This is a genomic window from Pseudoalteromonas sp. NZS11_1, assembly GCF_015864275.1.
Taxonomy (GTDB): Bacteria; Pseudomonadota; Gammaproteobacteria; order Enterobacterales; family Alteromonadaceae; genus Pseudoalteromonas; species Pseudoalteromonas arctica.
This window is the reverse complement of sequence record NZ_JADYXK010000020.1, coordinates 33,791-59,127: the sequence shown is the minus strand read 5'-3', so window position 1 is coordinate 59,127 and position 25,337 is coordinate 33,791. Positions and strand designations below refer to the sequence as shown.

General features: G+C 37.3%; 23 protein-coding genes. 16 read left to right on the top strand and 7 right to left on the bottom strand.

From position 1 onward, the window contains the following. Window positions 1-22: 22 nt before the first annotated feature. The 4 genes from I6F44_RS14145 (at window position 23) to I6F44_RS14130 (ending at window position 7,787) form a co-directional block, all read left to right on the top strand. A complete protein-coding gene (locus I6F44_RS14145; protein ID WP_197174014.1) occupies window positions 23-2,725 on the top strand; it encodes a TonB-dependent receptor domain-containing protein in 2,703 nt (900 codons plus the stop codon). Between the two features lie 220 nt (window positions 2,726-2,945). After that, window positions 2,946-4,085, top strand: coding sequence for an aspartate-semialdehyde dehydrogenase (asd, locus tag I6F44_RS14140; protein ID WP_197174013.1), 1,140 nt, complete (start codon window positions 2,946-2,948; stop codon window positions 4,083-4,085). Window positions 4,086-4,424: 339 nt separating this feature from the next. Beyond that, window positions 4,425-6,314 carry a putative bifunctional diguanylate cyclase/phosphodiesterase gene (locus tag I6F44_RS14135; RefSeq protein ID WP_231612848.1) on the top strand — a complete coding sequence of 630 codons (1,890 nt, stop codon included), beginning with the start codon at window positions 4,425-4,427 and terminating at the stop codon, window positions 6,312-6,314. Between the two features lie 348 nt (window positions 6,315-6,662). Beyond that, window positions 6,663-7,787, top strand: a complete 1,125-nt coding sequence (locus I6F44_RS14130; protein ID WP_197174011.1) for a DUF748 domain-containing protein — start codon at window positions 6,663-6,665, stop codon at window positions 7,785-7,787. An 87-nt stretch (window positions 7,788-7,874) separates the two neighbouring features. On the opposite strand, the gene I6F44_RS14125 is transcribed toward I6F44_RS14130, so the two are convergent. Then, on the bottom strand, window positions 7,875-8,684 hold the full coding sequence (locus tag I6F44_RS14125; protein ID WP_007583228.1) for an ion transporter: 810 nt from the start codon (window positions 8,682-8,684) through the stop codon (window positions 7,875-7,877). Window positions 8,685-8,784: 100 nt separating this feature from the next. On the opposite strand from I6F44_RS14125, the gene I6F44_RS14120 reads away from it, so the two are divergent. The 5 genes from I6F44_RS14120 to I6F44_RS14100 all read left to right on the top strand — a co-directional run bounded on the left by I6F44_RS14120 (window position 8,785) and on the right by I6F44_RS14100 (window position 10,982). Further along, on the top strand, window positions 8,785-8,997 hold the full coding sequence (locus tag I6F44_RS14120) for a hypothetical protein (protein WP_197174010.1): 213 nt from the start codon (window positions 8,785-8,787) through the stop codon (window positions 8,995-8,997). 15 nt (window positions 8,998-9,012) lie between these two features. After that, the gene (locus I6F44_RS14115) at window positions 9,013-9,294 is read left to right on the top strand and encodes a hypothetical protein (protein ID WP_007583225.1); all 282 of its coding nucleotides are present in this window, start codon (window positions 9,013-9,015) and stop codon (window positions 9,292-9,294) included. 68 nt (window positions 9,295-9,362) lie between these two features. Beyond that, complete coding sequence (locus I6F44_RS14110) at window positions 9,363-9,554, top strand: YwbE family protein (RefSeq protein WP_007583223.1); 192 nt, start codon at window positions 9,363-9,365, stop codon at window positions 9,552-9,554. Next, window positions 9,554-10,072, top strand: coding sequence for a DUF4240 domain-containing protein (locus tag I6F44_RS14105; RefSeq protein WP_007583221.1), 519 nt, complete (start codon window positions 9,554-9,556; stop codon window positions 10,070-10,072). Before I6F44_RS14110 ends, I6F44_RS14105 begins: the two co-directional genes overlap by 1 nt. A 448-nt stretch (window positions 10,073-10,520) precedes the next feature. After that, window positions 10,521-10,982 (top strand): hypothetical protein, encoded by a 462-nt coding sequence (locus I6F44_RS14100; protein WP_010552920.1) that lies wholly within the window; start codon window positions 10,521-10,523, stop codon window positions 10,980-10,982. 20 nt (window positions 10,983-11,002) lie between these two features. Here I6F44_RS14100 and I6F44_RS14095 read toward each other — a convergent pair whose 3' ends face one another. The 3 genes from I6F44_RS14095 to I6F44_RS14085 form a co-directional block, all read right to left on the bottom strand. Further along, window positions 11,003-12,262: a Y-family DNA polymerase gene (locus tag I6F44_RS14095; RefSeq protein WP_197174009.1), complete on the bottom strand. Its 1,260-nt coding sequence runs from the start codon at window positions 12,260-12,262 to the stop codon at window positions 11,003-11,005. Beyond that, entirely contained in the window at window positions 12,250-12,663 is a 414-nt protein-coding gene (locus I6F44_RS14090; RefSeq protein WP_010552918.1) for a S24 family peptidase, read from the bottom strand. The genes I6F44_RS14095 and I6F44_RS14090 overlap by 13 nt, the downstream gene beginning before the upstream one ends. An 81-nt stretch (window positions 12,664-12,744) precedes the next feature. After that, window positions 12,745-13,164, bottom strand: coding sequence for a MarR family winged helix-turn-helix transcriptional regulator (locus I6F44_RS14085; protein WP_010552917.1), 420 nt, complete (start codon window positions 13,162-13,164; stop codon window positions 12,745-12,747). A 561-nt stretch (window positions 13,165-13,725) separates the two neighbouring features. Here I6F44_RS14085 and I6F44_RS14080 point away from each other — a divergent pair. The 3 genes from I6F44_RS14080 (at window position 13,726) to I6F44_RS14070 (ending at window position 16,896) form a co-directional block, all read left to right on the top strand. Then, window positions 13,726-14,469, top strand: coding sequence for a siderophore-interacting protein (locus I6F44_RS14080; RefSeq protein ID WP_197174008.1), 744 nt, complete (start codon window positions 13,726-13,728; stop codon window positions 14,467-14,469). A 141-nt stretch (window positions 14,470-14,610) separates the two neighbouring features. Then, on the top strand, window positions 14,611-15,600 hold the full coding sequence (locus I6F44_RS14075) for an LLM class flavin-dependent oxidoreductase (RefSeq protein WP_197174007.1): 990 nt from the start codon (window positions 14,611-14,613) through the stop codon (window positions 15,598-15,600). Window positions 15,601-15,882: 282 nt separating this feature from the next. After that, window positions 15,883-16,896, top strand: coding sequence for a patatin-like phospholipase family protein (locus I6F44_RS14070; protein WP_197174006.1), 1,014 nt, complete (start codon window positions 15,883-15,885; stop codon window positions 16,894-16,896). 42 nt (window positions 16,897-16,938) lie between these two features. Here the strand turns inward: I6F44_RS14070 and I6F44_RS14065 are convergent, their stop codons facing one another. Next, window positions 16,939-17,907 (bottom strand): IS30 family transposase, encoded by a 969-nt coding sequence (locus I6F44_RS14065; protein ID WP_197174005.1) that lies wholly within the window; start codon window positions 17,905-17,907, stop codon window positions 16,939-16,941. 507 nt (window positions 17,908-18,414) lie between these two features. On the opposite strand from I6F44_RS14065, the gene I6F44_RS14060 reads away from it, so the two are divergent. Next, complete coding sequence (locus I6F44_RS14060; protein ID WP_076924661.1) at window positions 18,415-19,821, top strand: alanine/glycine:cation symporter family protein; 1,407 nt, start codon at window positions 18,415-18,417, stop codon at window positions 19,819-19,821. A gap of 185 nt (window positions 19,822-20,006) precedes the next feature. Then, on the top strand, window positions 20,007-21,050 hold the full coding sequence (locus I6F44_RS14055) for a patatin-like phospholipase family protein (RefSeq protein WP_197174004.1): 1,044 nt from the start codon (window positions 20,007-20,009) through the stop codon (window positions 21,048-21,050). 147 nt (window positions 21,051-21,197) lie between these two features. Here I6F44_RS14055 and I6F44_RS14050 read toward each other — a convergent pair whose 3' ends face one another. Further along, window positions 21,198-21,659 (bottom strand): hypothetical protein, encoded by a 462-nt coding sequence (locus I6F44_RS14050; protein ID WP_197174003.1) that lies wholly within the window; start codon window positions 21,657-21,659, stop codon window positions 21,198-21,200. Window positions 21,660-22,090: 431 nt separating this feature from the next. Continuing rightward, on the bottom strand, window positions 22,091-22,654 hold the full coding sequence (locus I6F44_RS14045) for a YSC84-related protein (protein ID WP_007583197.1): 564 nt from the start codon (window positions 22,652-22,654) through the stop codon (window positions 22,091-22,093). A 149-nt stretch (window positions 22,655-22,803) separates the two neighbouring features. Here I6F44_RS14045 and I6F44_RS14040 point away from each other — a divergent pair, with 149 nt between their 5' ends. Together I6F44_RS14040 and I6F44_RS14035 are read left to right on the top strand one after the other, a co-directional pair. Beyond that, entirely contained in the window at window positions 22,804-24,015 is a 1,212-nt protein-coding gene (locus I6F44_RS14040) for a tyrosine-type recombinase/integrase (RefSeq protein ID WP_007583195.1), read from the top strand. Continuing rightward, a complete protein-coding gene (locus tag I6F44_RS14035) occupies window positions 24,015-25,208 on the top strand; it encodes a cation:proton antiporter (protein WP_002962135.1) in 1,194 nt (397 codons plus the stop codon). Before I6F44_RS14040 ends, I6F44_RS14035 begins: the two co-directional genes overlap by 1 nt. The last annotated feature ends 129 nt before the right edge of the window (window positions 25,209-25,337 follow it).

Sequence of the window (25,337 nt, the reverse complement as noted above, 5' to 3'; positions counted from 1 at the left end):
TGTTTTGTTTCGGAGTATAAAAATGAAATCTTTTAAACCCTCTACACTTGCTTTATCAAAATTAAACTACGCTGTAATGGCTGCGTTACTTGGTTTATCAGTAAATACAGCCACGGCTGCTGAGCAGCAAGTAGAAGAGCAAGAAATAGAAGAAGTTGTTGCTGTAGGGCAACGATTAAAGGGCAGTGCGGGTGCGGTACTGCAAGAACGTCAAAACCAAGCGTTTGTTGCTGATATTATGGGTGCAGATCAAATATCACGTACTGGTGATGGCGATGCCGCCTCTGCACTTCGTCGTGTTACTGGTTTAACGTTAGTCGATGGCAAATTTATTTATGTGCGTGGTTTAGGTGAACGCTATTCTAGTACTCAGCTAAATAGCATGTATGTACCAAGTCCTGATCCTACTCGCTCAGTGGTTCCTTTGGATTTATTTCCATCTGAAATTATTGAAAGCTTGAGTGTACAGAAGTCATTTTCACCGGATATGCCAGCGCATTTTGGTGGTGGTAATGTAAATATTCGGACTAAATCAATTCCTTCTGACTTTTTATTAAAAGTACAAGTGGGTACATCGTACAATACTTCTAATAGCGATACCGGTCACTTTTACAGTGGCGGTGATGATGACTGGATGGGTCGAGATGATGGTTCGCGAGCATTATCGGATGTGTTTACTACTGCGCTTACCAGTGATGCTGGTCTTGAGGGCAATATAAACACTACGTTAGCTGAGCGTAAAAACCTGATTCAATCGCTTGATTGGGATGTAGGTATTTCAGAAAAGGATGTTGCCCCTGCTATGAACTTCTCTATTGCCTTAGGTGATAGATTTGAAAGTGAGGTCGGTACTTTTGGTGTGCTTGCAGCCGTATCTTACGATAACGAGTGGGAAGTAGTTCAAGAGCAAAGCGGCTCAAGCCTTGGTAGCTTAGGCTGTGAAGACAAATGTTTTTCCCAGTATTACGATGGTACATCGACTGAGCAAAATGTACGCTGGAGCGGCACATTAAATTTAGGATATGAGTTAAATTCAAACCATAAGTTTGAGCTTACTAATATTGCACTTCATGACATGAGTGACCGCGTACGTAACCGCGATTACTTTGATGCAAATGAAACCGAAGAAGGTGTCACCGAATTACGCCGAGTAGATATTACGTACGAAGAGCGCGAAATGTTTTCGACTCAGCTTAAGGGGACGCACAACTTTCCAGAGCTAAATAATTTATTTTTTGATTGGTATGGCGGTTTAAGTCGAGCAAACCGTAATGCACCAGGTGGTTTAGATGTTGTTTATCAGCAAAACTTAGTTGATGGCGTGCTTGAATCTGAACAATTACAAGATGTAGCTGCAACAAATATCACCCGTGAGTATCAAGTATTACACGACGATGTTGAAACATTTGGTTGGAATATGGGTATGCCTTTTTATGGTGACGGCTATGAGCTTGAGTTAAAAATAGGCGGCGATTTTTCAGAAAAAAAACGTGATGCAAGTAACGTGAAGTTTGGCATTACGCACCGTGGTATAAGCGATGAGTACTCGTTCGGTTCTAACGTAAGCGATATTTTTGCTGATGAAAACACGGCGAATGACGCTTTTTATGCAAGTGTAACTGGCTCAGGTATTTTTGATGACGGGACCACTGATGGTGATAAGTACAGTGCAGCGCATAAATTAGATGCTTATTATTTTATGGCCGATTACTTCTATCAAAACACTTGGCGTTTTACTGGTGGCGTTCGATGGGAAGATTTTTCTCAAGTATCAGTCGGTTATGAAGCGCATACTAATTTCTTTGAAAATACGCTACAAGAAATCCAAGATGTAGCTATTAATGAAGATAACTTTTTTCCTTCTTTAGCTGTTACGTACATCATGGATGAAGAAATGCAATTTCGCTTAAATTTAAGTGAAACAACCATTCGCCCTGATCTACGTGATGTAAGCTCTTCTTTCTTTGTTGACCCGTTAACTGAGTTTCTGGTGAGAGGATCACCTAGTTTACAAAGTTCTAATTTAAAAAATGTAGATTTTAGGTTTGAATGGTATATGCCATCAGGTAATAACCTTTCTGTTGCATTGTTTTATAAAGACATTGAAAACCCAATTGAAATGGTTGAGCTTGCGGGCGTAGGGGGAGCATCTCCACAGTTATTAACAGCAAATGCTCAGTCTGGTAAATTGTCGGGTATTGAAGTTGATTTTTTAACTGACTTTGGCTTTATAAATAAAGATTGGTCCTCAGCATTTTTGTCAGGCAACGTCACGCTATCTGACTCAAGTGTTAATTTGGGGATTAATGATTCAGACGGTGTTGACTCACTGTTTGAAACACAGCTTAAAGAAGCACTTGAGGCCGATACAGTATCGAATATTGTAACTAACAATGAGCGTCGTTTAGTTGGTCATTCTGAGTGGGTTGCAAACTTACAAATGGGCTATGACTCGGATGATGGATTTCATTCTACTTCATTAATTTATAATGTGTTTGGTCCTCGTATAATTGTACCTGGTACACGTGGTAATGAAGATGCAGAAGAAAAGTCGTTTCACTCAGTTGATTTAGTTTATTCTTACTTCCCTAACTTTAACTCTAAAGTTAATTTTAAGGTTAAGAATATGCTTGGCCAAGAAAAAGAAATTGAACAAGAAGGTCTTACCCTTTGGGGACAAGACACCGGCACTGAGTTTAGTTTAAGTTATAGCTATGAGTTTTAAGCTTTATTTAAAATAAAACTCAAGGAATGAAATAATAAACTTCACTATCTATTAGCTCTGTATTTTAATACAGAGCTTTTTTGTGTTTATGCTCAGTATGAAAAATATTTAAGTTCTGTTTTATTCGCTAGTTTTAGCCGTCTACGAGTGTTAGTTTAGCGTTAATGAAAATTAGATCTCACGCAATGAATTTAATTTTTAATGTATTAAGGCATCTTTTATGAATCAAACAGTGGAACAAACAATGAAAAAAGTAGGATTAGTCGGTTGGCGTGGCATGGTTGGCTCTGTGTTATTAGAACGTATGCAGCAACAAAGTGATTTTGCAAACATCGACACCACCTTTTTCACCACCTCACAAGCTGGGCAACTCGGCCCTGGTATTGCGGGCGACGCAAAACCATTGCTAGATGCAAGTGACATTAGCGAACTTGCTAAAATGGATATTATTGTTACTTGCCAAGGCGGTGACTACACCAATGCGGTATATCCAAAACTTCGAGAGTCGGGTTGGGATGGTTACTGGATTGATGCAGCTTCAGCACTGCGTATGAGTGAGGACAGCATAATAGTGCTTGATCCTGTAAACAAAGACGTTATTGAACAAGGTTTAGCGCAAGGCGTAAAAACCTTTGTAGGCGGTAACTGTACTGTATCACTAATGCTACTTGCTTTAGGCGGCTTGTTTGAGCAAGACCTAATTGAATGGGTAAGCCCAATGACTTACCAAGCGGCGTCGGGCGCTGGTGCACGAAATATGAAAGAGCTTATTGCACAAATGGGCGCTATTCATGCAAGTGTTGCAGATAAACTAGATAACCCAAGCTCTGCTATTTTAGAAATTGATAAAATAGTAAGTGAAACAATGGCGTCAAAAGACTTACCACAAGACCAATTTGGTGTGCCATTAGCGGGCAGTTTAATTCCGTGGATTGACGTGCTTATGCCAAGTGGTCAGTCTAAAGAAGAATGGAAAGCACAGGTTGAAGCCAATAAAATTTTAGGTTCTTCTAAGCAACCAGTACCTATTGACGGTTTATGTGTACGTATTGGCGCTATGCGTTGTCATTCACAAGCAATGACCATTAAGTTACGTGAAGATATTAGCGTAGAAAAAATTGAAGAAATTTTAGCGTCTCATAATGAGTGGGTTAAAGTAATTCCAAACGAGCGCGAAATTAGCGCAACAGACTTAACACCTGTTAAAGTAACAGGTACTTTAAGTATTCCTGTTGGTCGTATCCGTAAACTTGCGATGGGGCCAAAATACATTAGCGCATTTACAGTAGGCGATCAGCTTTTATGGGGAGCGGCAGAGCCACTTCGTCGTATGCTACGCATAATTGTTGATGGTGAGTAATACCAATTCGCAATAATACTTAATCAATTTGAGGGGTTAAATCTGACGCTAACTACGTTAAATATTTCTGATATAGAACAACTAAATAACGAAATCTTTGCCTTGTTATCGACACGATTTTTCTTCCCTCAAAATAGATCACTTAATTAAGCGAATTGGTATAATGTATAATCAGTATTAACAAAAGGGGTTGGCAATTTGCCAGCCCTTTTTAGTTTAATGGCTTATAAAACCGCTTAAGAGGCTTAAACAATACTTTTTTATGAATGTTCACTGTTGTTTATTATTGAACTTAAGTAAACTGTTTACATTGTGCAACAGCCTATTCAAGTAACATTAATGACCTTTCATATAAATAACTTTGCCAATAAGCGATTAGCATTTGTTAGTTCCTATTTTAGTTCTGCAATTGCTATAAACACGGTTGTTTCTTGTTTTCTTATTTTTAGCAGTATTAACCACAGCGCCTCGCAAGAAAAACTTTACTGGCTTTTTACGTTATCATTTATTTCATTACTTCGAATAGCTAGCCATGTATTTGTTAACAACACCCATGCTTTTAAATATCACCTGTATTTTATAGGTTTATTATTAACGGCTTTAACATGGGCTGTTTTTCCTATTTTGTTTTATGAAAACATGCAAATGCAGGAGAAGTTTATATCACTCGTTGTTTTTAGCTCCCTTGCTGGTGGTGGTGTAAATGTTTTAGCCTCCGATATTCGTTCATCATTGTCGTATATAACCTGTTTATTGGTTCCTTTTAGTATTTTATTACTTTTACAGCCTATTGAAGATGAGAATGTACTAGGTATTTTAGGGCTCGTTTTATGGTTTATTTTGTGTTTTGTTACCGCTGTACGTTCTGCTAAAGATGTAAAGTCATCAATTAATAATGAACTTAAGTTAGATCAATTTATTGAAAACTTAGAAAACGAAGTGCAACTTCGTACCGAACAAATAATCCTTTTAGAGCAAAAAGATAATTTAACTAAATTGTTTAACAGGGGGAGCTTTGTTTCTAATGTTGAACTTGATTTAGCCAATCAAAATGATGATATTAAAGCCGTTTTATTTTTAGATATGGATGACTTTAAAATCATCAACGATAAATACGGTCACGATTTTGGTGATTTTGTGCTGGCCCAAACAGGTAAACGATTAGTTGAAACACAAACTCAAGGCGATTTTATTGCGTGTAGATGGGGTGGAGATGAGTTTATCTTTTATTCTCGTAGTAACACCGAAGACGAACTTTTTGACTGTGTTTTTAGATTAGTTAAAACCTTAACAAAAACAGTGAGTATGGATAGCTATCAAGTAAACCCTTCTTTTAAGGTTGGGCTGTATTTTACGCGTGAAAATTTTAATCTTGAAGACGCGATTAAATACGCTGATGTTGCTATGTATGAAGGTAAGAAAAGCCGTAATGAAATATCAGTATTTGACGAGCGAATGCGTGAATCGCTTAAAAGAGAAGAAGTACTTCGTAGTTCTATTAAAGAATGCGTAGAAAAAGGTGACTTTCATCTTTGTTATCAACCTATTGTTGATATAAGCACAAATGAAATAACGACGTTTGAAGTATTACTTCGTTGGCAGTTTAATGATGAATTTATTCCCCCTTCAGAATTTATAGATATTGCAGAGCGATATGGAAAAATTAATATCTTAGGTGAGTTTGTATTAGAGCAAGCCATTGCGAGTTTAAGTAAGTTAAATGCGGTGAATAGTAAGATTGGATTGTCGATTAATGTGTCTGTATTGCAACTAGAAAACCATAATTTTTTAGATTTTTTAGTTGCGCTTTTAAATAGATACGCAGTTAAACCATACAATGTGCATTTAGAAATAACAGAAACTGTCATGATTAAAAATTTACCGTATTTGTCAAAAGTGATCACGGCCATAAAAAATACCGGTGTACGTATCTCTATTGATGACTTTGGTACCGGGTTTTCTTCTATATCGGTTTTAAAAGAGCTGTCAGTTGATTACATTAAAATAGATAAATCTTATATTGATAATATTTGTGAATGTTCAAAAGATAAAAGTATTGTATCAGCGGTAACTAATATGTCGCATATGATTGGTTGCCAAGTAATAGCGGAGGGCGTAGAAAACACAGCCCAGTTAACGTTGTTACAAAGCTTACAAATTGATAAATACCAGGGCTTTATATTCAGTAAACCAGTTAGATTTGACCAAGCATTTTCACTCATAAATTAAAGGGATACACTCGCTTTATATTCAATTAAGCATTGCTGTATAAATTACATTTTGCAGCAATGTCTTATTTGAAATACTGGATTTACATCATTCTTCAGAAAACTTAAAATCTATACTACATTTTACTACCTTAGAATATTTCCCTACTCGTACTTTTGAATCTTCATATTCATCGTTTACTCTTAAAGTGGTATAACCTTTGCTATCAATACGTAGATTAGCCTGTTTAGCTACAATAAGGCTACCAACGAAGTATTTTAAATGCGTTATACGTAGTGTTATTACAATTTTGCGTAATTTTTACATGTTTAAAATACTCATTTTAGGTATCAGGTAAAGGAAATTACAATGAGCTCGGTTTTTAATGTATTTCATAGTAAGTGGTTTAACTCATTAGCGGTTATTTTATTACTACTTATTATGACCAGAATAGCTGCGCCTTATGCGTTGCAGTACTACGTAAATTATCAGCTAAAACACACACAAGGTGTTACTGGGCATGTTGGTGACGTAGATTTGTTTTTATATCGCGGTGCCTACGCAATTGACGACGTTGAAATTTATGCTGTTGATGCAACTTCAGCTCCTAAGCCTTTACTGAGTATTCAAACTCTCGATTTTTCACTCGCGTGGTCAGCTCTTTTAAAGGGCAATTTAGTAACAAATATGGCGTTCACGCGTCCTAAAATAGTTATTTATGATAAAGACCCCAATACTTCTGAGCAAAATAAACAAGTAAAAGACGAAACTACCTGGGTAGGGCTCGCCAATAATTTAGTACTGTTTTCTATTGATACCTTAACAATTGAGCAAGGCAAGTTAACTTTAGTTAACTCAACGAATAGTGGTGAAAATCCCACCTTTATATCAAATATCAACGCTCGAATTGAAAATATAACCAACGCGCAAAACCTATCAAAAACACTAGTGACTACTCTAAACGTAGAAGGTGCATTAATGGGGGAGGCCGCATTAAAGTTTGATGGCAAATTAGATCCCTTTAGCAAACAAGCCAATTTTGATTTTAACGCAGAGGTACAGCGTTTCTCTGTTAAAAACCTCGATACTGTATTTAAGGTATACACGCCTTTTGATATTGAAGCGGGTGGCATTGATGGCGCTATGGAATTGGTGGCTAAAGACAATAACTTAAATGGTTATGTAAAAGCGGGCGTTCAAAACTTGAGTGTGTTCTCGTGGCGCGAAGATATAGAAAAAGATGACGATGGAATATTTACAGCCATATTTGAAGGCAGTGTTGATTTACTGGGCTCTATACTCGAAAACGATGAGTCTAAACTTGTTGCTGCACGTATTCCTATAGAGGGGCAATTAGATAATACGGATGTTTCGACTTTTCAAGCTGTGATTTCGGTATTAGAAAACGCATTTTTTGATGCGTTTAAAATGAAAGTAGATAACGTTATTTCTTTTGAAGATACGGATGAAAAACCTGATAACGAGGAAAATTAAAGCTCTTTGGTAATGTTCGTTTAGTTTAATATCTAAGCTGCACCCACTTTTTAAACTTTAAGTGGGTGCTTTAGTACTCTTCTCAGATTAGTTTTTGCGGTTACTCAATAGCTCTTTAAGCTCAGCAATTTGGGATTGTAGTTCGTTTACTTGCCCTTGCGTTGCAGGTAATGAGCTGTCGTCTGCGAGCTCTTCTCGCGCTTTGCGGTGCTCCTCACTCATTACTTCTAAAATGGCACCTACCATCATATTTAAAAATACAAATGCGGTTAAAAATATAAACGTAAGGTAATAAATCCAGCTTAGTTCGTACACCGCCATTGTCTCGTACATTATGTCGGTCCAATCTTCAAATGTTGCCACCCTAAACAGAGTAAGCATGGAGATTGAAACATCTTGCCAAAGTACGGGGTTTATTTCAGCAAACATCATGCTGCCCATTGCAGCGTATATATAAAAAATAACAAACATTAATAGGGCTATATAACCCATTTGTGGAATTGCTTTAAGCAATGAGTTAACCAATAAGCGCAGCTCTGGGATCATCGATACCAATCGTAACACTCTAAATATGCGAAGTAATCGAGCAATTAACATAGTAGAGCCAGCAGCAGGATATAAACTGCCCAATACTATGATGGTGTCGAATATGTTCCATCCTTTAGAAAAAAAGTGTTTTATGCCTTTACTTGCAATAAAGCGGATTACTAGCTCAATTAAAAAGAATGCGGTAATGCCAACGTCCATCCAATTTAGAGCAAGCTCTACGGTAGGATGTAGTGAGTAAGTGTGCGCACCTACTGTCAGGGCAGAAACAATAATTACAGCTATAACAAATGATTGAAATATCTTGCTTTTGTCTATACGCTGAAACAACTTTTGTAACTGCGACATCATAGAAATAGATCCTTTGGAAATTAAGATTTTATGGCGCTAATATACAATAATATTGTAATAATTTAACGCTTTTTCGATATAGAAAGTGTAAGGAAATTTAATGTTTATCAATAAACTAAAAAGTAGCGCATTACTTATTATTGGATTATGTGTTTTAGCTGGTTGTAGCTCTGACGCGCGTTTTCATGAAGTTCAATCGGCGCGCCTTGATGAGTGTAACTATAAAGCCGACAAAGAATATTACGAATGCCTAGATAAACAAGACTCTAACTACGAAGAGTTTAAAAAACAGCAACAAGCCCAGACTAAATAAGTAACCTTTATATTTATGACTAAAACTCAAAAGCAGCGCGATAAGCACATTCGACTAGCACTTACTAATGCATGCGAGGCAATAAAAGAAAGCGTAATTGGTTTTGATTATCTAACGCATACCATTGATTTAAATAACGAGGCCAATACGTTAAAAGTACAGTGCTATTTTAATGATGATATAGCCCTTGAAAGTGCAAAACCGCAACTTAACGAATTAACAAATATAATACTCAAAGAGCTTACGAGTATTAAGTTGAACGCAAAACCAGCACATATTTCATTTTCCGCCAATTAACAGAGCTTTTGTTGGTTTGATAGCACATGGACGTTATAATTAGATAAATTATTTTTAGGGTTTAAATTATGGCTGTTCCTACGCGTTCGCAAATATCACCAGGTACCACAGTAAATATTGTATTAAAAGAAGATCAACGCAGCGGCACATTAACTGAGGGTGTTGTTGAGCGCCTTTTAACAAAATCACCAAATCACCCACACGGCATTAAAGTACGTTTAGAAGATGGTCAAGTTGGCCGAGTAAAAGAGATTTTATAATGGCAGCGTTAACAGAACAGGCTTTTTGGGAATTAGTAACAACGCCTGATTTAGGGCTCGATCCGCAAAGTGTGAGCGATAACCTAAAAACTAAACTTAATGATTTAAGCGATCAGCACCTTATTGATTTTGATAAGCATTTTGGCATACATATGCGCAAGTGTTTTACCTGGGATTTGTTTGGTGCCGCCTTTGTGATGGCCGGATGTAACGACGATTACGGCTTTAGCGAATTTAGATGTTGGTTAATTTCGCGCGGTAAAACAGTATTCGAAAACGCCTTAGAAAATGCTGATTCTATAGCGCAGTGTACACCTGTTTATTACTTAAACGAGCAGCCTTATCCGTACATTGATGAGTACGACTTAATAGCCGGTTTATTATTTGAAGAACGTAACGAAGACGAATTGCCGTTTATCCCATCTGGCAGTGATGAACCCAAAGGTAAACGTTTTAAAGACAAACCTAAGTTTTTAAAGCAAAGCTACCCTTTATTATTTGCAAAGTACTGGCAATAAAATAAATACCAATTCGTATAACTAGTTAAACAATCTAATGAGTTCAATTTACCCTTACAATTAAGCGCATTGGTATAAATCGTTTTGTTGTTTAAGTACGTATTAAATAAAGTGCTTAACAACAAAATGGTTCGTAATGAGTATCTAGGGCATGTTTACCTTTGGTGGTTGAATTTGTTCAATCCAAGAAGGATTTAATCGCGGCGCGAAATTTGTAAACTAGTGGGCTCGACAACTGCTCCTGGGTTATTCTAATGGCTTACATCCATGTAAGAATAAGTAAAAACCGAGCAAAGCTTCCGCGTCCTACTCACGCGCTCGCTCCTGTAATACGACTTCTCTCCTTTTATAGTAAATCTCTGTTATAGTTGTTAAAAGTTATAAAAGCTAAGTGATTAGGCATTTTGCTATTATTTAACACGCTGACTCACGAGGATACACCCACGAAATGAAATATTTAACACTCGCTTTATTAACTGTCGCTTTTACAAGTGCAAATGCTTTTTCTGAGCCGAGTAATAAAACACGATTTATACCGTTTTTAAAGTCAAAACTGGGGGCATACGAAGTTGTGTCGACCAATTCAGGGTTATGCGTTAATAGCGATTTGAGTTTGACAGACGAAAGTGATTTAAGTGCAGGTTTTAAACTTGGAGAACAAATTGTATTTGGATCGCTCCACAATGGTACTCGCACTATTAAAAAACCAAACTTTTGTTTTATAACCAGTACGCTTAAATATAAAAGTGATGGCCTTGAAAACGGTTTAAGAATGAGCCGTTGTGAAAACCCTGCAAACGAAAAAACAATCAGTCAAAGTATCAAGTTTTTAGCTGATAACACACTAAAATATACATTAAGCGAACCTAGTGTAGAGTGCACATTTAAAAAAGCAGACGAGAGCAAATAAAGCATCTAGTAAGTAGTAAATCATTCGCAGTATATTTTAGGGATATCGCGCCAACGCGTAGTGTACTGCGGCGATAAAAAATCACGGTTCATGTGCCATCGGTCATTTAATTTACTGCTTGCAAGGCTGAGCATCCCTTTTCCGTATCGATTGTTAATTGTATCTAGGCATTGCATAAGCTTTGGATTATCAGGGCTCTTATTAAATAAGTCATTTTGCTGAAACTGTTCTGATATTAGCTCTACCGCGCCCACACCACACTTATAAAATCGGATCCCCGGTTGGTAAATATTATTAAATACCTCAGATACAGCATTAGCCATCACGCAGGTGTCGTTAGTGGGTGAGGGGAACTTATACACAAACGACTTTTTATAATATCTGTTTTCGTGCGCGCCACTGGCTGCAAAAATATAAAGCTGGTGAGTAAGCGAGCGTTGCTCTCTTAGTTTATTAGCCACTGTGGTTACATGGTTAATTAGCGCTGTTTTAAGGGCTGTTGGCTCGCATATGCGCTCTCCAAAACTACGGGTTGAATAAATTTCTCGCTTGTCTTGTCGTACATCATCCCAGTTTAAACATGTTATCCCGTTAAGTTCGCTTACTGTACGTTCAATAACCACACTAAATGCACGGCGCATTGCTTTAGGGTTTTGCTGAGCAAGATCCCAAGCGGTGTGTATATTCATTATTTTAAGCTTTTTAGCTAGTCGCCGGCCTATTCCCCACACATCTTCGCAGCTCATTCTTTGTAAAATAGCTTGGCGAGTTTGCTCGCTATTTATTACTGCTACGCCATTAAAACCACTGAGCTTTTTAGCGGCGTGGTTAGCAGCTTTTGCTAAAGTAGGGGTCGGGCCAAAACCAACACCTACAGGAAGCTTTGTTTCGCGCCATACTGTGCGCCTTATTGTATGGCCGTATTCATGCCAGTCTTTAATTAACGATGTGTAGCCATTAAAGTGCAAAAACGATTCATCAATACTGTATATGTGCTGTGTATCGCAAAAGCGGCCAATAATATTCATCATCTTGTCGCTTAAATCAGCATAAAGCTCGTAATTGCTAGAGCGAATAACAACGTTGTTTTGCTCAAGTAAATGCTTAACTTTAAAGTACGGGCCAAATTTAGGAATATTTAAGCGCCGAGCAATAGGACAAATAGCGCATACACAGCCATCGTTATTGGTAAGTACAACCACGGGCTTGGAGCGAATAGCAGGGTCGAATACTTTTTCGGCACTGGCATAAAATGACACAGCATCAACTAAGGCATACATTTTAGTAACTCTGGGCTTTGCCTGTGCATTCTTATTGATAGCGTTACTACGCCTTCTAGCTGAAACTCGTCTGCAGAGGTTAGTTGTACAGGCTTATGTAAAGAAGAAGCTGAAAGCAGCCGTGCATTGGTTTTATCAAGTAGTTTGCATACAAAAAGACCATTTAAGTTAGCAACAATAACGTCACCATTTTCTGCAGGCTCTGCACGGTCGATAACTAATAAGTCCCCTTCAAAAATTCCGACTTCTTGCATAGAGTTACCCGATGCAATACCAATAAACGTAGCATCTGGATGCTTTATTAAAAGCTCATCAAGGGTTACACCTAGCTCGGTGTACTGCGCTGCGGGGGATTCAAAACCACACACGCCTGCTTCTATATAAATGGGAATAACAAACATAACACAACCTAAAACGCATATACTGTATAAGTGTACAGTATATGCGTTTTGTGTAAGTTATGCCAAGAAATGTATGGCTGATCAATCCATGTTTTTGATCATTTGTTGTGCGGTATCTAAAAAGTCTTTGATTTGTTGAGGGTTTAAGTTTTTACACATTTGATTATTTATTTTTTTCTCTGAGGCTAATAACTTATCAAAAAGAACTTTACCTTGCTCTGTGAGCGACAAAATAAAGCAGCGTTTATCGTGCTCACTCGCCTGTTTATTAATTAAATTTAAGCCAATAAGATCTTTAATTAAACGTGCTATTTGCGCTTTGTCGCGCTGCGTTTTAGTAACAATATCGTTAGCCGTACAGTTATTTACGTTCGCGATAATATGTATGCAGCGTACGTGCATAGCATTAATACCAAGTTCGCCTGCGTTAATTGCTTCACGAATTGTGACACGGTAATTTTGCATTAGTTCAAACAGCGTATTTGATAAAGGTGTATTCATAGAATTCTCAATATAGTTGACAAAGTCAATTAATTCGCTATAGTTGATTTTATCAACCAATGGGGCGTTGTGCAATACCTGCTTTTTATAGCAGCCAATTATTATACCAATCTGCTTATATATGGGGTCTATTTAACGTTAAGAAAATTACGCTAGAACTAGGCAAAAACTTTTGTATCTAGGGTCTGTTGTTCTTTGCGGATTAAAATTTGTTCAAACTAGGGGCTATTTAATCGCGGCGCGAGATTTGTAACCTAGTGGGCTAAGTAAAAACCGAGCAACAAAGAGTAAGTAGCCCCTAGGAAGAACCCTTTGGGCAGCGCCTGTTTGGCATTAATGCTACGTTATCGCCCATTTATGGGGAATAACCACACTGCATAGTCTCTGCCTTGCCTAAATACCAAACAGGCTGCTGCAAATTTAATCTTGAAAGATCAACAGACCCTAGTCGTTCTAAATAAAAATTTTTAACAACGTTATAATACAATTTAATTCGTTAAATTGATCAAAGATTTATGCAGGTTGGTATTAAAGTCTAAGTTTTGTAAAACGAGGTAATACATGAGTAAACAAGTTCGCAAAGCCAACGTATTAAGTACACAGCAAATCACACCCCACCTACAGCGTATTGTTGTAGGCTCTGAAGATTTTAACGACTTAACCTCACAGTACATTGGTAACTATGTAAAAGTACTATTTCCAAAAAATGGTGAAGTAGATTTTAACTTAAAAACAGCCTGTGTACGGTCATATACAATAAGGCATGTAGATGCACAAACAGGCGCGCTAACACTTGATTTTGTTATAAATATGCACCAAGGTCCGGCAACTAACTGGGCTAAAATTGCAAAAGTAGGCGACGAGCTAGGTATTGCAGGACCAGGCCCTAAAAAGCTAGATAATTATGAGCATTCGCATTATGTATTACTAGGCGATTTAACATCGGTAAATGCAATAAAAGGGTATGCGCAGCAATTACCTTTAACTTCAAAAATTGATGCTTTTGTACATGCGCCCACTGAGCAAGACATTATTGATTTAGAAACAAGCCGCAATGTTAATTGGCTTGTTACCGACAACGCTGACGAAGCGCTACTTAGCGCGCTTCAAAATTTGCACATTACAGCAGAGCCTCCCATTGTATTTATGGCATTGGAAGCTGGGCTTGTACGTAGGGCAAAAACACTGCTAACAGAGCAATTTAATATACCGCGCAGTAATATTGTTTCCTCAGGTTATTGGAAAAAAGGCGTAGACTCAGAAGGCTATAAAAAGCAGCGCCAACGTGATGCACAGCTTGCCTGAATACCTTAGAGCAAAATAACATATACCTATTTTGCTTTAATACCTCTGCGTAACTTGAATTGACCTAATAGCAGACCCATTTAAGTGTTTTATGCTAATGATGTAATCCATTATTAGCATGCATTTTTAGGAGCTGCTATTTTGTTAAATTCCATTCCTTTTTCGTTATTAGAACTTGCCCCCATGATCAAAGGGGACAGCGTTACTAACACTCTTCATAAAAGTACTAAATACGCCCAACGTGCAGATGAACTTGGCTTTAACCGTTTTTGGCTTGCTGAGCATCATAATATGCCAGGTATAATTTGTGCTGCCACTTCTATTTTGGTTGGACACATTGCAGGTAATACCAAAAAGATACGCGTTGGATCGGGCGGTATTATGCTGCCAAACCACTCCCCATTAGTGGTTGCTGAACAATTTGGTACGTTAGAGAGCTTATATCCAGGGCGAATAGATTTAGGACTAGGGCGTGCCCCCGGCAGTGACCAAGTAACGAGTCGTGCACTAAATAACGATATGAGCCGCGCTGAAAACTTCCCGGGTGAGGTAACTGAGCTGCAAACATTGTTAGGTCCTTACAATGGTACGCATCCTATACGTGCTATACCGGGGGAGAACACAAACGTTCCTATTTGGTTATTAGGCTCGAGTTTGTTTAGCGCGCAGCTAGCGGCGCAAAAAGGGCTACCGTATGTATTTGCAGGACATTTTGCACCGCGCTTTGTGCACGATGCAATAGCGTTGTATAAGCGCGAATTTAAGGCATCAAGCGTACTTGATAAGCCATACGTCATGCTTGCACTGCCTTTAGTGGCAGCAGACACCGACGATGAAGCGCAATACCTGTCGACTACTTCTAAGCAACGTGTGCTCGAACTCATACGTGGTAACGAGCTGTGGCTAAAACCACCTGTTAAAAGCATGGATGGGTTGTGGAGCGAACAAGAACGCGCTCATGTAGAGAACTTTTTAAGTCTAAGCGTAGTAGGCGGACATGTAAGTATTAAACACAAGTTAGAGATGATAGCGAAACAACTAGAAGTTGATGAGTTTATATTTACCAATGATGTATTCGATAGTGAAAAACGCCACCGTGCACTCGAAATTTTAATGGAAATAAAACACTAAAATATAGTTAGTTAAGCAAGCGTACACTCTGGGCTTGTTAACATACAGACATCATCAAAAGTTAAACTTTTTTAACTCATTTTATTAACTTTAAGTGATGTCTGTATTTGTTATTTAAATATTCAAAGTAAATTTGATTGCTATTTTTAGTATATATTTTGCTTTACATACCGTTCTGTTTTTTCAATCGAACTGATTTAAATAATCAATTTTAAGATATCACTTTTATTTTTTATAATGTATGTATTAAACCAAACATCATTAAATAAAGGTAGGTTCACCGTGAAGTCTCTAAATAGCTCAACAGCTAATTCAGTTAACAAAACAGCGCAACCAAAAGTTGCACTGATTGCTGAAGGTGGCGGGCAGCGAGGGATCTTCACAGCTGGCGTACTTGATGCGTGGTTAGAGCAAGAATATGACCCATTCGATTTATTCATTGGCACCTCTGCAGGTTCGCAAAACTTAACTAGTTACTTAGCGCGTCAAAAAGGCTATGCCAAACGCCTAATTAGAGGGCTTTCGCGTAACAAACGTTTTTTTCAGCTTGGTCGCGGATTAGTGGGTAAACACATAGTTGATTTAGATTGGTACTTTGACAAAACCACTGAGGTAAAAAGAGCCATAGATTTTAAAACAGCTAAAACGAGTTTAGGCGCGCGTGAGCTACTTATAACAGCCACTAATGCACGAGACAGAAAAGCATATTACTTATCGCCAACAGGTGAGAGTGGTCAATGGCGTGATTTGTTAAAGGCTTCTAGCGCACTCCCGTTTTTATACAAACAAGGTGTAAAGTTAACACCTTGGTTAAACGCAAAAGCAGCGAATGAAATACACCTTGCTGAAGAGCAAGTACAGAGCGATTTTTATCTAGACGGCGGTTTAGCAGCTCCATTACCAGTGCGTGAAGCTTACAACCGAGGCGCTCGTAAAATTGTTGTAATAAGAACGGTTGACGCTAATTTTCAAGCGCAATCTGCATGGGTACAAAAGCTAAGATCATTTGCTATAGCATCAGGCTATTGTCCAAAAACATTGGACTACTTAATACAGCACGAGAAAGCGTATTTAGACGAGCTTGAGTTTATTGCAAACCCACCAGGTGATGTAGAAATAATACAAATTTTTGCAGACGAAAAACTGCATAGCAAATTATTAGGTAGTTCAAATAACGATTTACGTTTTGATCATAAATTAGGCTTAGATGCCGGTCGCTCATACTTAGCAATGCAAAATTTACAGATTAACAGCAACAACCATTACAGTGCACCTACACAATACAGCTATAACTAATTAAATATAATTACGCGGATTCAAATCTGAAGTGCATAACGTTTAGGCGGCTTTAGCCGCCAAGTGATCCTGCATCAATTTTGCAGGCGTTTCAAATCCAAGTGTCTTCCGCGGACGATTATTAAGTTGCTCAAGTACAGGTATTACTTGCGCTGGTGTAACCGCCGTAAAATCTGTGCTCTTCGGCCAATACTGGCGTAGTAATCCATTCGTGTTTTCATTCAATCCGCGCTCCCATGAGTGATAAGGGTGAGCAAAATAAACAGGAACACTTAAAGCCTCTGTGATTTGATCGTGATAAGCGAACTCTTTTCCATTGTCAGCCGTGATGCTATGAAGCGCTGACCTATATGGCCTTAATAGTTCTATCGTCGCCGCAGTGACGGCTTGTGCTGTTTTGCCTGCCACCTGAGTTGATACAGTGAATTGGGTGACCCGCTCTACAATGGTAACAAGGGCGCCTCGATGACCTTTACATATGACGGTATCTATTTCCCAATCTCCGATACGACCTTTCTTATCAACTATTTGTGGACGTTCTTCAATGCTAACGCGATTTTTTATTTGCCCTCGGTTTGTTTTACCATGACTGCGCTTGTGATATTTCTTACCGTGTCGGCGCAGATGTAGGTATAACTCACCACCTGCTTTTTTATCTTCCCAGATATACAGATAAATGCATTCATGGCTGACAGACCGTTCACTTTTTTTACGCAACCATCCCGTTATTTGTTCAGGACTCCACTTCTCATTAAGCTTCAGGGTAATTAAAGCCATCATTTCAGGTGTCATCTTAAGCGGTTTTCTTACACTTCTTCGGCGAAACAAAGCCCGCTCATGAGCTTGTTTATGTCTGTAACCTCGCTTACCTGTATTTCTAGAAAGCTCTCTTGAAATCGTAGATTGCGATAAATCAGTTAGCTCAGCAATACTTTGTTGCGTAAAACCACTTTTCTTTAGAACGGCGATCTGGCATCTTTGCGCATAGGTCAGTTGTTTGTAATGTCTCATTGTAAAATCTCTTGCCGGAGAAAAAGCAGTTAGCTTATGAGCAACTGACCACTTAATCTAGCCAAAACAAGTTATGCACTTACAATTTGAATCTAGGTTACAAAAAAGCGCATAACTTTATGCGCTATTTTTTTGCCATTCTTAATCCTCATTACGCCTCATATAAACCTTACTGCATCAAAATAAAAAACTATTGCATCTTGCACGCATACGCAAAACAAAATACTGAATATTAAAAAGATATTATTGATTTTTTAACTAATCAATATAAAGTGTAAGTGTGATTTATTATTCACATTTATAGAAATAAAATTCAGTGTTAAATGTACTTACTTACAGATTATTAAACATCAATACACACTTCACTATGGGGTAAAGCCAAACTTAAACACTATTATGTTTAATGCATAATGAGCTGCCGGATTTTTTAAGTTAAGTAGCGCTACATGCAGAGTTTAAAGTCGGTGCTAACATAAAGTAAAAGTATAAAATAAAAAGGGATTAGTAATGTTCGATACCGTCGTCAAAAGTGTAAACAACCTTTTATGGGGAGAAGGTCAGGTACTTATTTATATACTTTTGTTTACAGGTATATGGTTTTCGGTACGACTAAAAGCAATTCAAATACTTAAATTTAAACATATGTTTAGCCTTTTAAAAGGCAGCAGCAAATGTAAAAAAGACGACATTTCGTCATTCCAAGCGTTGTGTACAGGGCTTTGCGCACGAGTAGGGACTGGTAATTTAGCCGGTGTGGCAGTGGCAATTTCACTTGGCGGCAGCGGCGCTATATTTTGGATGTGGGTAATCGCCATATTGGGTATGGCTACAGGCTTTGCTGAAAGCGTACTTGGGCAAGTATATAAAGTGCGCGATAGTGGCGGCGAGTTTAGAGGCGGCCCTGCGTATTATATTCAACAAGGTTTGGGTAGTCGAGCATTCGCAATTGTGTTTGCCGCGTGTTTGTTTTTAGGTTACGGCTTTACGTTTAGTGCAATGCAAACTAACACAATTACCGACGCACTTAATTACGCGTTTGAAGTTCCTACATTTTATTCAGGCCTGGTTATTACCGTGCTAGCCGGCTCAATTATACTCGGTGGCTTTAAAGCAATTGCCCGGTTTGCAGAGCGTGTTGTGCCTATAATGGGCATTGTGTTTGTACTTGCTGCCGTAATTATTACTATTATAAATTTCACGCAAGTACCTGCCATGCTTAAAGATATATTTTTATCGGCGTTTGGTTTACAAGAAGCTGGGGCTGGTGCAATGGGCGCAGCCATTAAAAACGGTATACAACGTGGTTTATATTCTAATGAGGCCGGTGCAGGTAGTGTTCCGCATGCTTCAGCAAGTGCCAGCCCAATTCCTAACCACCCTGTAACGCAAGGTTACATACAAATGCTAGGCGTATTTTTCGATACAATAGTACTGTGTAGCTGTACCGCGGTGATCATTTTATTAGCCGATATAGACATAAGCGGCGAAATGGAAGGCATTCGTTTAACACAAAGCGCGATGACTGCTCACTTAGCACAAGGTGGTGTTTATTTTGTAGCTGCCGCTATTACCTTATTTGCTTTTACATCGGTGGTGGCAAACTACGCCTATGCAGAGAGCAACTTGCACTTATTTAAGCTCGACAACAAAGTAGGGCGCGGTATTTACACTTTGCTTTATTTATCAATGATGTTGTGGGGCGCGTCGGCCACTTTAAAAGAAGTCTGGGATTTAGCCGATATTGCCTTAGGGTTAATGACAGTGGTTAACGTTATCGCTATTATACTGTTAACGCCGACTATTTTGTCTGTTACCAGCGATTACCACGCACAAAGAGACAAAGGTTTAGAGCCCGAATTTAAAGTAAAAGATGTAAAAGTACAGGGCAAATGCGAAGACGGCATTTGGGACTAGTTCACGTATTTTAATATCAGTTTAGAATTTAAAAAGCGGTTTTATGGCAACATAAAACCGCTTTTTATTTTGCATAACTATTCATTTTTTAAAGCTTATTAAAAATGAAATAAAACAAGCTTTACGCACCCTGTTTTAAAGTTAATAGTAATTTTAAAGGTAACTTATAAAGGTAGTAGCATTAAATGATCGAGATTCACGCAGGGAAAACCGCAGCAAAAATAATAAATGAACAAGGCTTTAAACCTGAACTCTTCACCTCTTTTTTAGGTGCAAGTGGCGGTCCTAAATGGTTTACATTATTTGGTTTAGATAAATATATTTTTGGTGAATTTTTTAAAAATCGTACTCAACCGCTTAATTTAATTGGCTCATCTGCCGGCGCTTTTCGTTCTGCGTGTTTTGCACAAAACGATCCCGTTGCTGCCATTGAGCGATTAGCAAAATCGTATTCGCAAACTAGGTACTCAAGTAATAAACCAACACCAAGTGAAATCACAATAAAAGCGCGCGCATTACTTGAAGATGTTTTTGGCGATAACGGCGTAACCGAAATTATAAATAACCCAATATTTAAAGCGCACTTTATAGTGGCAAAATCGAATGGCTTTATTGCTAGCGAAAATAAATTAATACAGTTAATGGGTTTATCAAAAAGTTATATGTTAAACCGCGTTAACCGAAAATTATTAGGCTCGCAATATGAGCGTTTTATATTTGGCCCAGCAACAAGTGACTTATCAATTACCGACAGCTACAATTTTAAAACGCAAAACATAGCGCTTACTCAAAATAATTTAAAAGATGCATTACTTGCATCGGGTTCAATACCGCTTGTTATGCAAGGTATAAAAAATATTGCAGGCTCGCCGCAAGGAATATATCGCGACGGCGGAATTATCGATTACCACTTTGATTTAAAAATTAATAACCCAGGCTTAATTTTATATCCGCATTTTAATAGCGAGCCAAAAGCAGGGTGGTTCGATAAAAATTTAAAACGCAAAGTATCACCTCTTAATTACGACAACGTAGTAATGATCAGCCCATCAAAAGAATTTGTAGCAAGTTTACCTTACGGAAAAATCCCAGATAGAAATGACTTTACCGATCTAGATGCAGACACGCGTATTAAATATTGGAATACCGTGTTTAGTGAGACCGAGAAGTTAGCTGATGATTTTGACAGAAAGCTCAATAGAGAAAATGTTGAATTGAAAATAATTTGATGATCTAATCTATCAAGTAATGACTTTCTATGTCTGGTGGTTAATTGATAATTTAAATATTACGGTACTAATATTAAAGAAAAGGGCGAAAGCCCTTATTGCTAACGCTTAAGAATACTGTAAAGCAATATAGTTTTTCTTTTGTTACTAATGAATTTTAATATAAGGCTTCATTAACTTGGTTAGCTCTTTTAAAAAACAATTTAAATTAGAACTAGCTTCTCTATTGTATTCATAAATCATTTCTAGGGCAGTTGGTTCATCAGTGCTTTGCATTGCTCTTTTAGTACCATTAAAAGATACTGCACATTCATGTACTTTATCTAGAAATTTATAAATTCCAGATTTTGATGGAAATAGTAATTCTGAAGCATGAAATGAAGCAATAAAGTGGCTAAAAGTAATGTCAGAAATATACCCATTAGTATACTCTTGATATAGCTTCTGTGAATCTATATAAACTTTATATCTGCTATTAAAAAGAGCTAAATTAAGATTACGTTTTTGAATTCGAGTTTGAATGGACGCAATTACAAACATAGCTATAGCTATAAAAGCTGAGACCAGGGATACAATGAGTGTTAAGTTATCTATCGTGTTGATAGGCATTTTCTTTATCCTTGTTTATTTATTTAGTCTATCATATCAGAAAGAAAACAAATAAAAAGACTTATAAATCAGTGCTTTAATTGACCGTGCAGTCACTTAAACTAAAGTTTTTATTAACTTCCTGTTCTTTAAGATATTTCACCAATTATATTTAAAAGCTGGCTTTGTAGGTTAGATAAATAAATGTTCTAAGTTTTATTTTGTGCTTTAAACGTTTTATACATCTTTTCTGATATTCATTAAACAATGAAGAGAGGATGATAAGCATTGTATATTGTATATTGGATTTTATAAACGTTAAATTATTTTAGCTGATAGCTGATAGCTGATAGCTGATTACCCATAAATTACGTTATGTTAAATTGAGGGGGTTTTAATAAAGCAAGCGTGATTATACAAACCAGCTCGCTTTTAGGAGAGTAATTTGGTGGTTAATTAAGCTCTGAATCAACCCAAAACTTAGTTCCCTTTAATACAGCTTGTAGTGCAAGGCCATTTTCGGTTACAGAATATACAGTAACTTGATCTGCAATCGCTTCGGCAACCAATGCACCGCCTTTATCTTCATATTTTGCTGCTGCATCAGCGTTTCCGCCAAATGCCCAACCATGTTCAATAAATCTGTTTAATGCAGCTTGGTTATGAAAAACCATTACAACGTTAAAATCTTTAACGCCTAAGCCAAGTCCTAAACCGGCTTCGCCCATATTCATGTAAGTCGATTTACCTGTAAGATTATTTCTAACAACACCGTAACCACCGCCAAAGCTAGCAAGCACTACATTTACATTCGCGTTATCGAATACAGCATAACCAGCAGAGTTAGCAATTTGTTTTTTAACATCAGGTTTTTCAGCGTATAATTTATCTAATGTGTTTGCTTTCATACTTTGTACAAGTGAACGTTTTTCGCTTGGCGATGCACTACCTGTAGTAGCACACCCAGTTAACGCAACAGTTAAAGCAAGTACACTTAGTATAATTAGTTTTTTCATAATGTTTTCCTTAATAAGATATAGCAACCAACAACCATAGAATAATCACGGTATTAAAATAATTAGAGCTTTACTATGTCCAATACTAGACAGTATCGGACTTTAACGTTATTCTGTAAGTCTATTATTTAATTGAATATTTATACATTATGCTTGTTGCTTTGGTTGATACGTTAAAACAATTAAGATATCAAATTGCCCATCTAGATGACGGTACTCTCAATTCAGAATACCCAGAACTTGCATCCTTTATACAGGAAATTGGCTTGACTGTAACTGAATCAAAAGCCGATCTGACATTCTTGTATCAGTTTTTATATGTTTATGGCCGAAAATCAGAAGCCACTTATAGTCGTTTTCGAAATGAGCTTGAACGCTTTTATTTATGGTCGTGGTTAATAGCAGAAAAATCAGTATTCGATTTAAAACGTGAAGATATTGAAGCTTACGTTGATTTTATGGTTGAACCCGATAAAGCATGGGCTGCAACTTCAGTGCAATGGCGTTATAAAGATGAACAAGGAATTCGTCGATTAAACCAAAACTGGCGCCCTTTTATGCTTAAAGAATCCATTGCTAGTCAGCAAACTTTATCGTCTATGTTTACAGCATTAAATGTGTTTTATAAGTTTGCCTTACTAGAAGAAAAAACATTTGCTAACTTTGTCCCTGTTGTTAAAAAAAATAGTCCGTACTTAGTTGTTCAATCACAAATTCAAATTCCAGACACATTAAGCGATATTCAATGGGAATACGTTTTTGGTGTAACGCGTGATTTATGCGAACATAACCCTGATTTAGAGCGAAACTTATTTACGCTTGCCTGCTTAAAAGGTCTTTATTTACGAATCTCAGAATTATCTGAGCGCCCACAGTGGTCGCCGGTGATGTCTCATTTTTGGCAAGATAATGATGGTTTCTGGTTTTTACGTATTATGGGCAAAGGTAATAAATTACGAGATGTAACCTTAAGCGATGATTTTGTTGAATATTTAAAACGTTATAGACTATACAGAGGTTTACCTGCCCTTCCCCGTGTTGATGAATCAGATCCCTTGGTTCATAAAATTCGCGGGCAAGGTGGTATGACCGTAAGGCAAATTAGGCGTTTAGTTCAACAAAGTTTTGATTATGCACAGCAATCATTACTTGATGATGGTTTTAAAGATGATGCTGAACAACTTGGCGCTGCAACTGCGCATTGGCTTCGCCATACTGGTGCCACACATGATGCGCAAACCAGACCGCTTAAACATTTGTCAGAAGATTTAGGTCATTCTAAAATTGCGACTACCGATCAAATTTATATTCAAACAAATATTAAAGAGCGAGCAAAGTCAGGACTTAAAAGGAAAATTTAATGGAGTATTTAGTAATAGCATTTATAGGCGGATTATTTTTAATTTATTCTTTAACACTTCGCCAGTTAGAAAAAACAGAAGTAACAGGCCCAATGTTTTTTGTTGTTGGCGGAATATGTTTAGCTTCAATGCTACCCAACGAAGGGCATAAAATAAAAGAAGGCGTTGATCTTTTATTACCATTTATAGAGCTTACGCTAAGTATATTTTTATTTTCTGATGCAGCTAAATCAAAGCTAAGTGTATTAAGGCATAGTTTTCAGTATCCTAGTTTACTGTTGTTTGTTGCCCTACCCTTAACTTTATTACTCGGTATTGCTGTTGCTTTATTTTTCTTTGCTGAGCTTTCACTTATTCAAGCGGCTTTGCTCGCTATTATTTTAACGCCTACCGATGCAGCTTTAAGTAAAGGGCTATTAGCAAGTACACAAGTACCTGAAAAAATACGCGAAGGAATAAATACTGAAAGTGGTTTGAACGATGGATTATGCGTACCCATATTTTTAATATTTATATTACTCGCTAAAAATCCTGATTCAGCTATTACCGCAACACAAACATTAAGTGTGTTTGGACGAGAGCTTGGCTTGGCTTTATTAATAGCTATTACAAGTATTGCTGTTTTTATACCGAGTTTAAACTTTGCAATGAAACGTCATTACTTTGCACAAAATACCAGTCCATTTTTATTACTCGGTTTTGCAATGGCTGTATTTTCTGTCACTCAGTATTTTCATGGCAGTGGTTTTATTGCGGTGTTTATTGCAGGCTTATTATTTGATAAATTTTCGACCGAAGAAGTTAGAACAGAATTAATTGAAGACTCAGAGCACATAGCAGATTTCACATCGTTAATGATTTGGTGCTTGTTCGGGTTTGTTTGTGCTTACTTAGTTATTCCTAAATTAAATACTGAAATTATAATTTACGCTTTGTTAAGTACAACATTGATTAGAATAATTCCAGTTATGCTGTCTCTGCAGTTTACGGCATTGAGTATTAAAGAGCGTTTTACATTTGCGTGGTTTGGGCCAAGAGGATTAGCATCAATTGTTTTTACATTGATGGTGATAGATACGCAAATAGAAAACAAATATCAAATAGCGACAATAGCAATGACGACTATTCTGTTTAGTGTATTTATACATGGTATTAGCACTAAACCTATTGCTGATAGTTTTGTTAAAAAATAATTATTTAAACTAGGTAAATTAAGAATACGTATTAAAAAAGGCGTAACGGTTATTTTCATCACTGATGAAGTTAATCGTTGCGCCTTTTTTTATTTAATAAATAATTTACTAATTTGTATTTAGATAGAA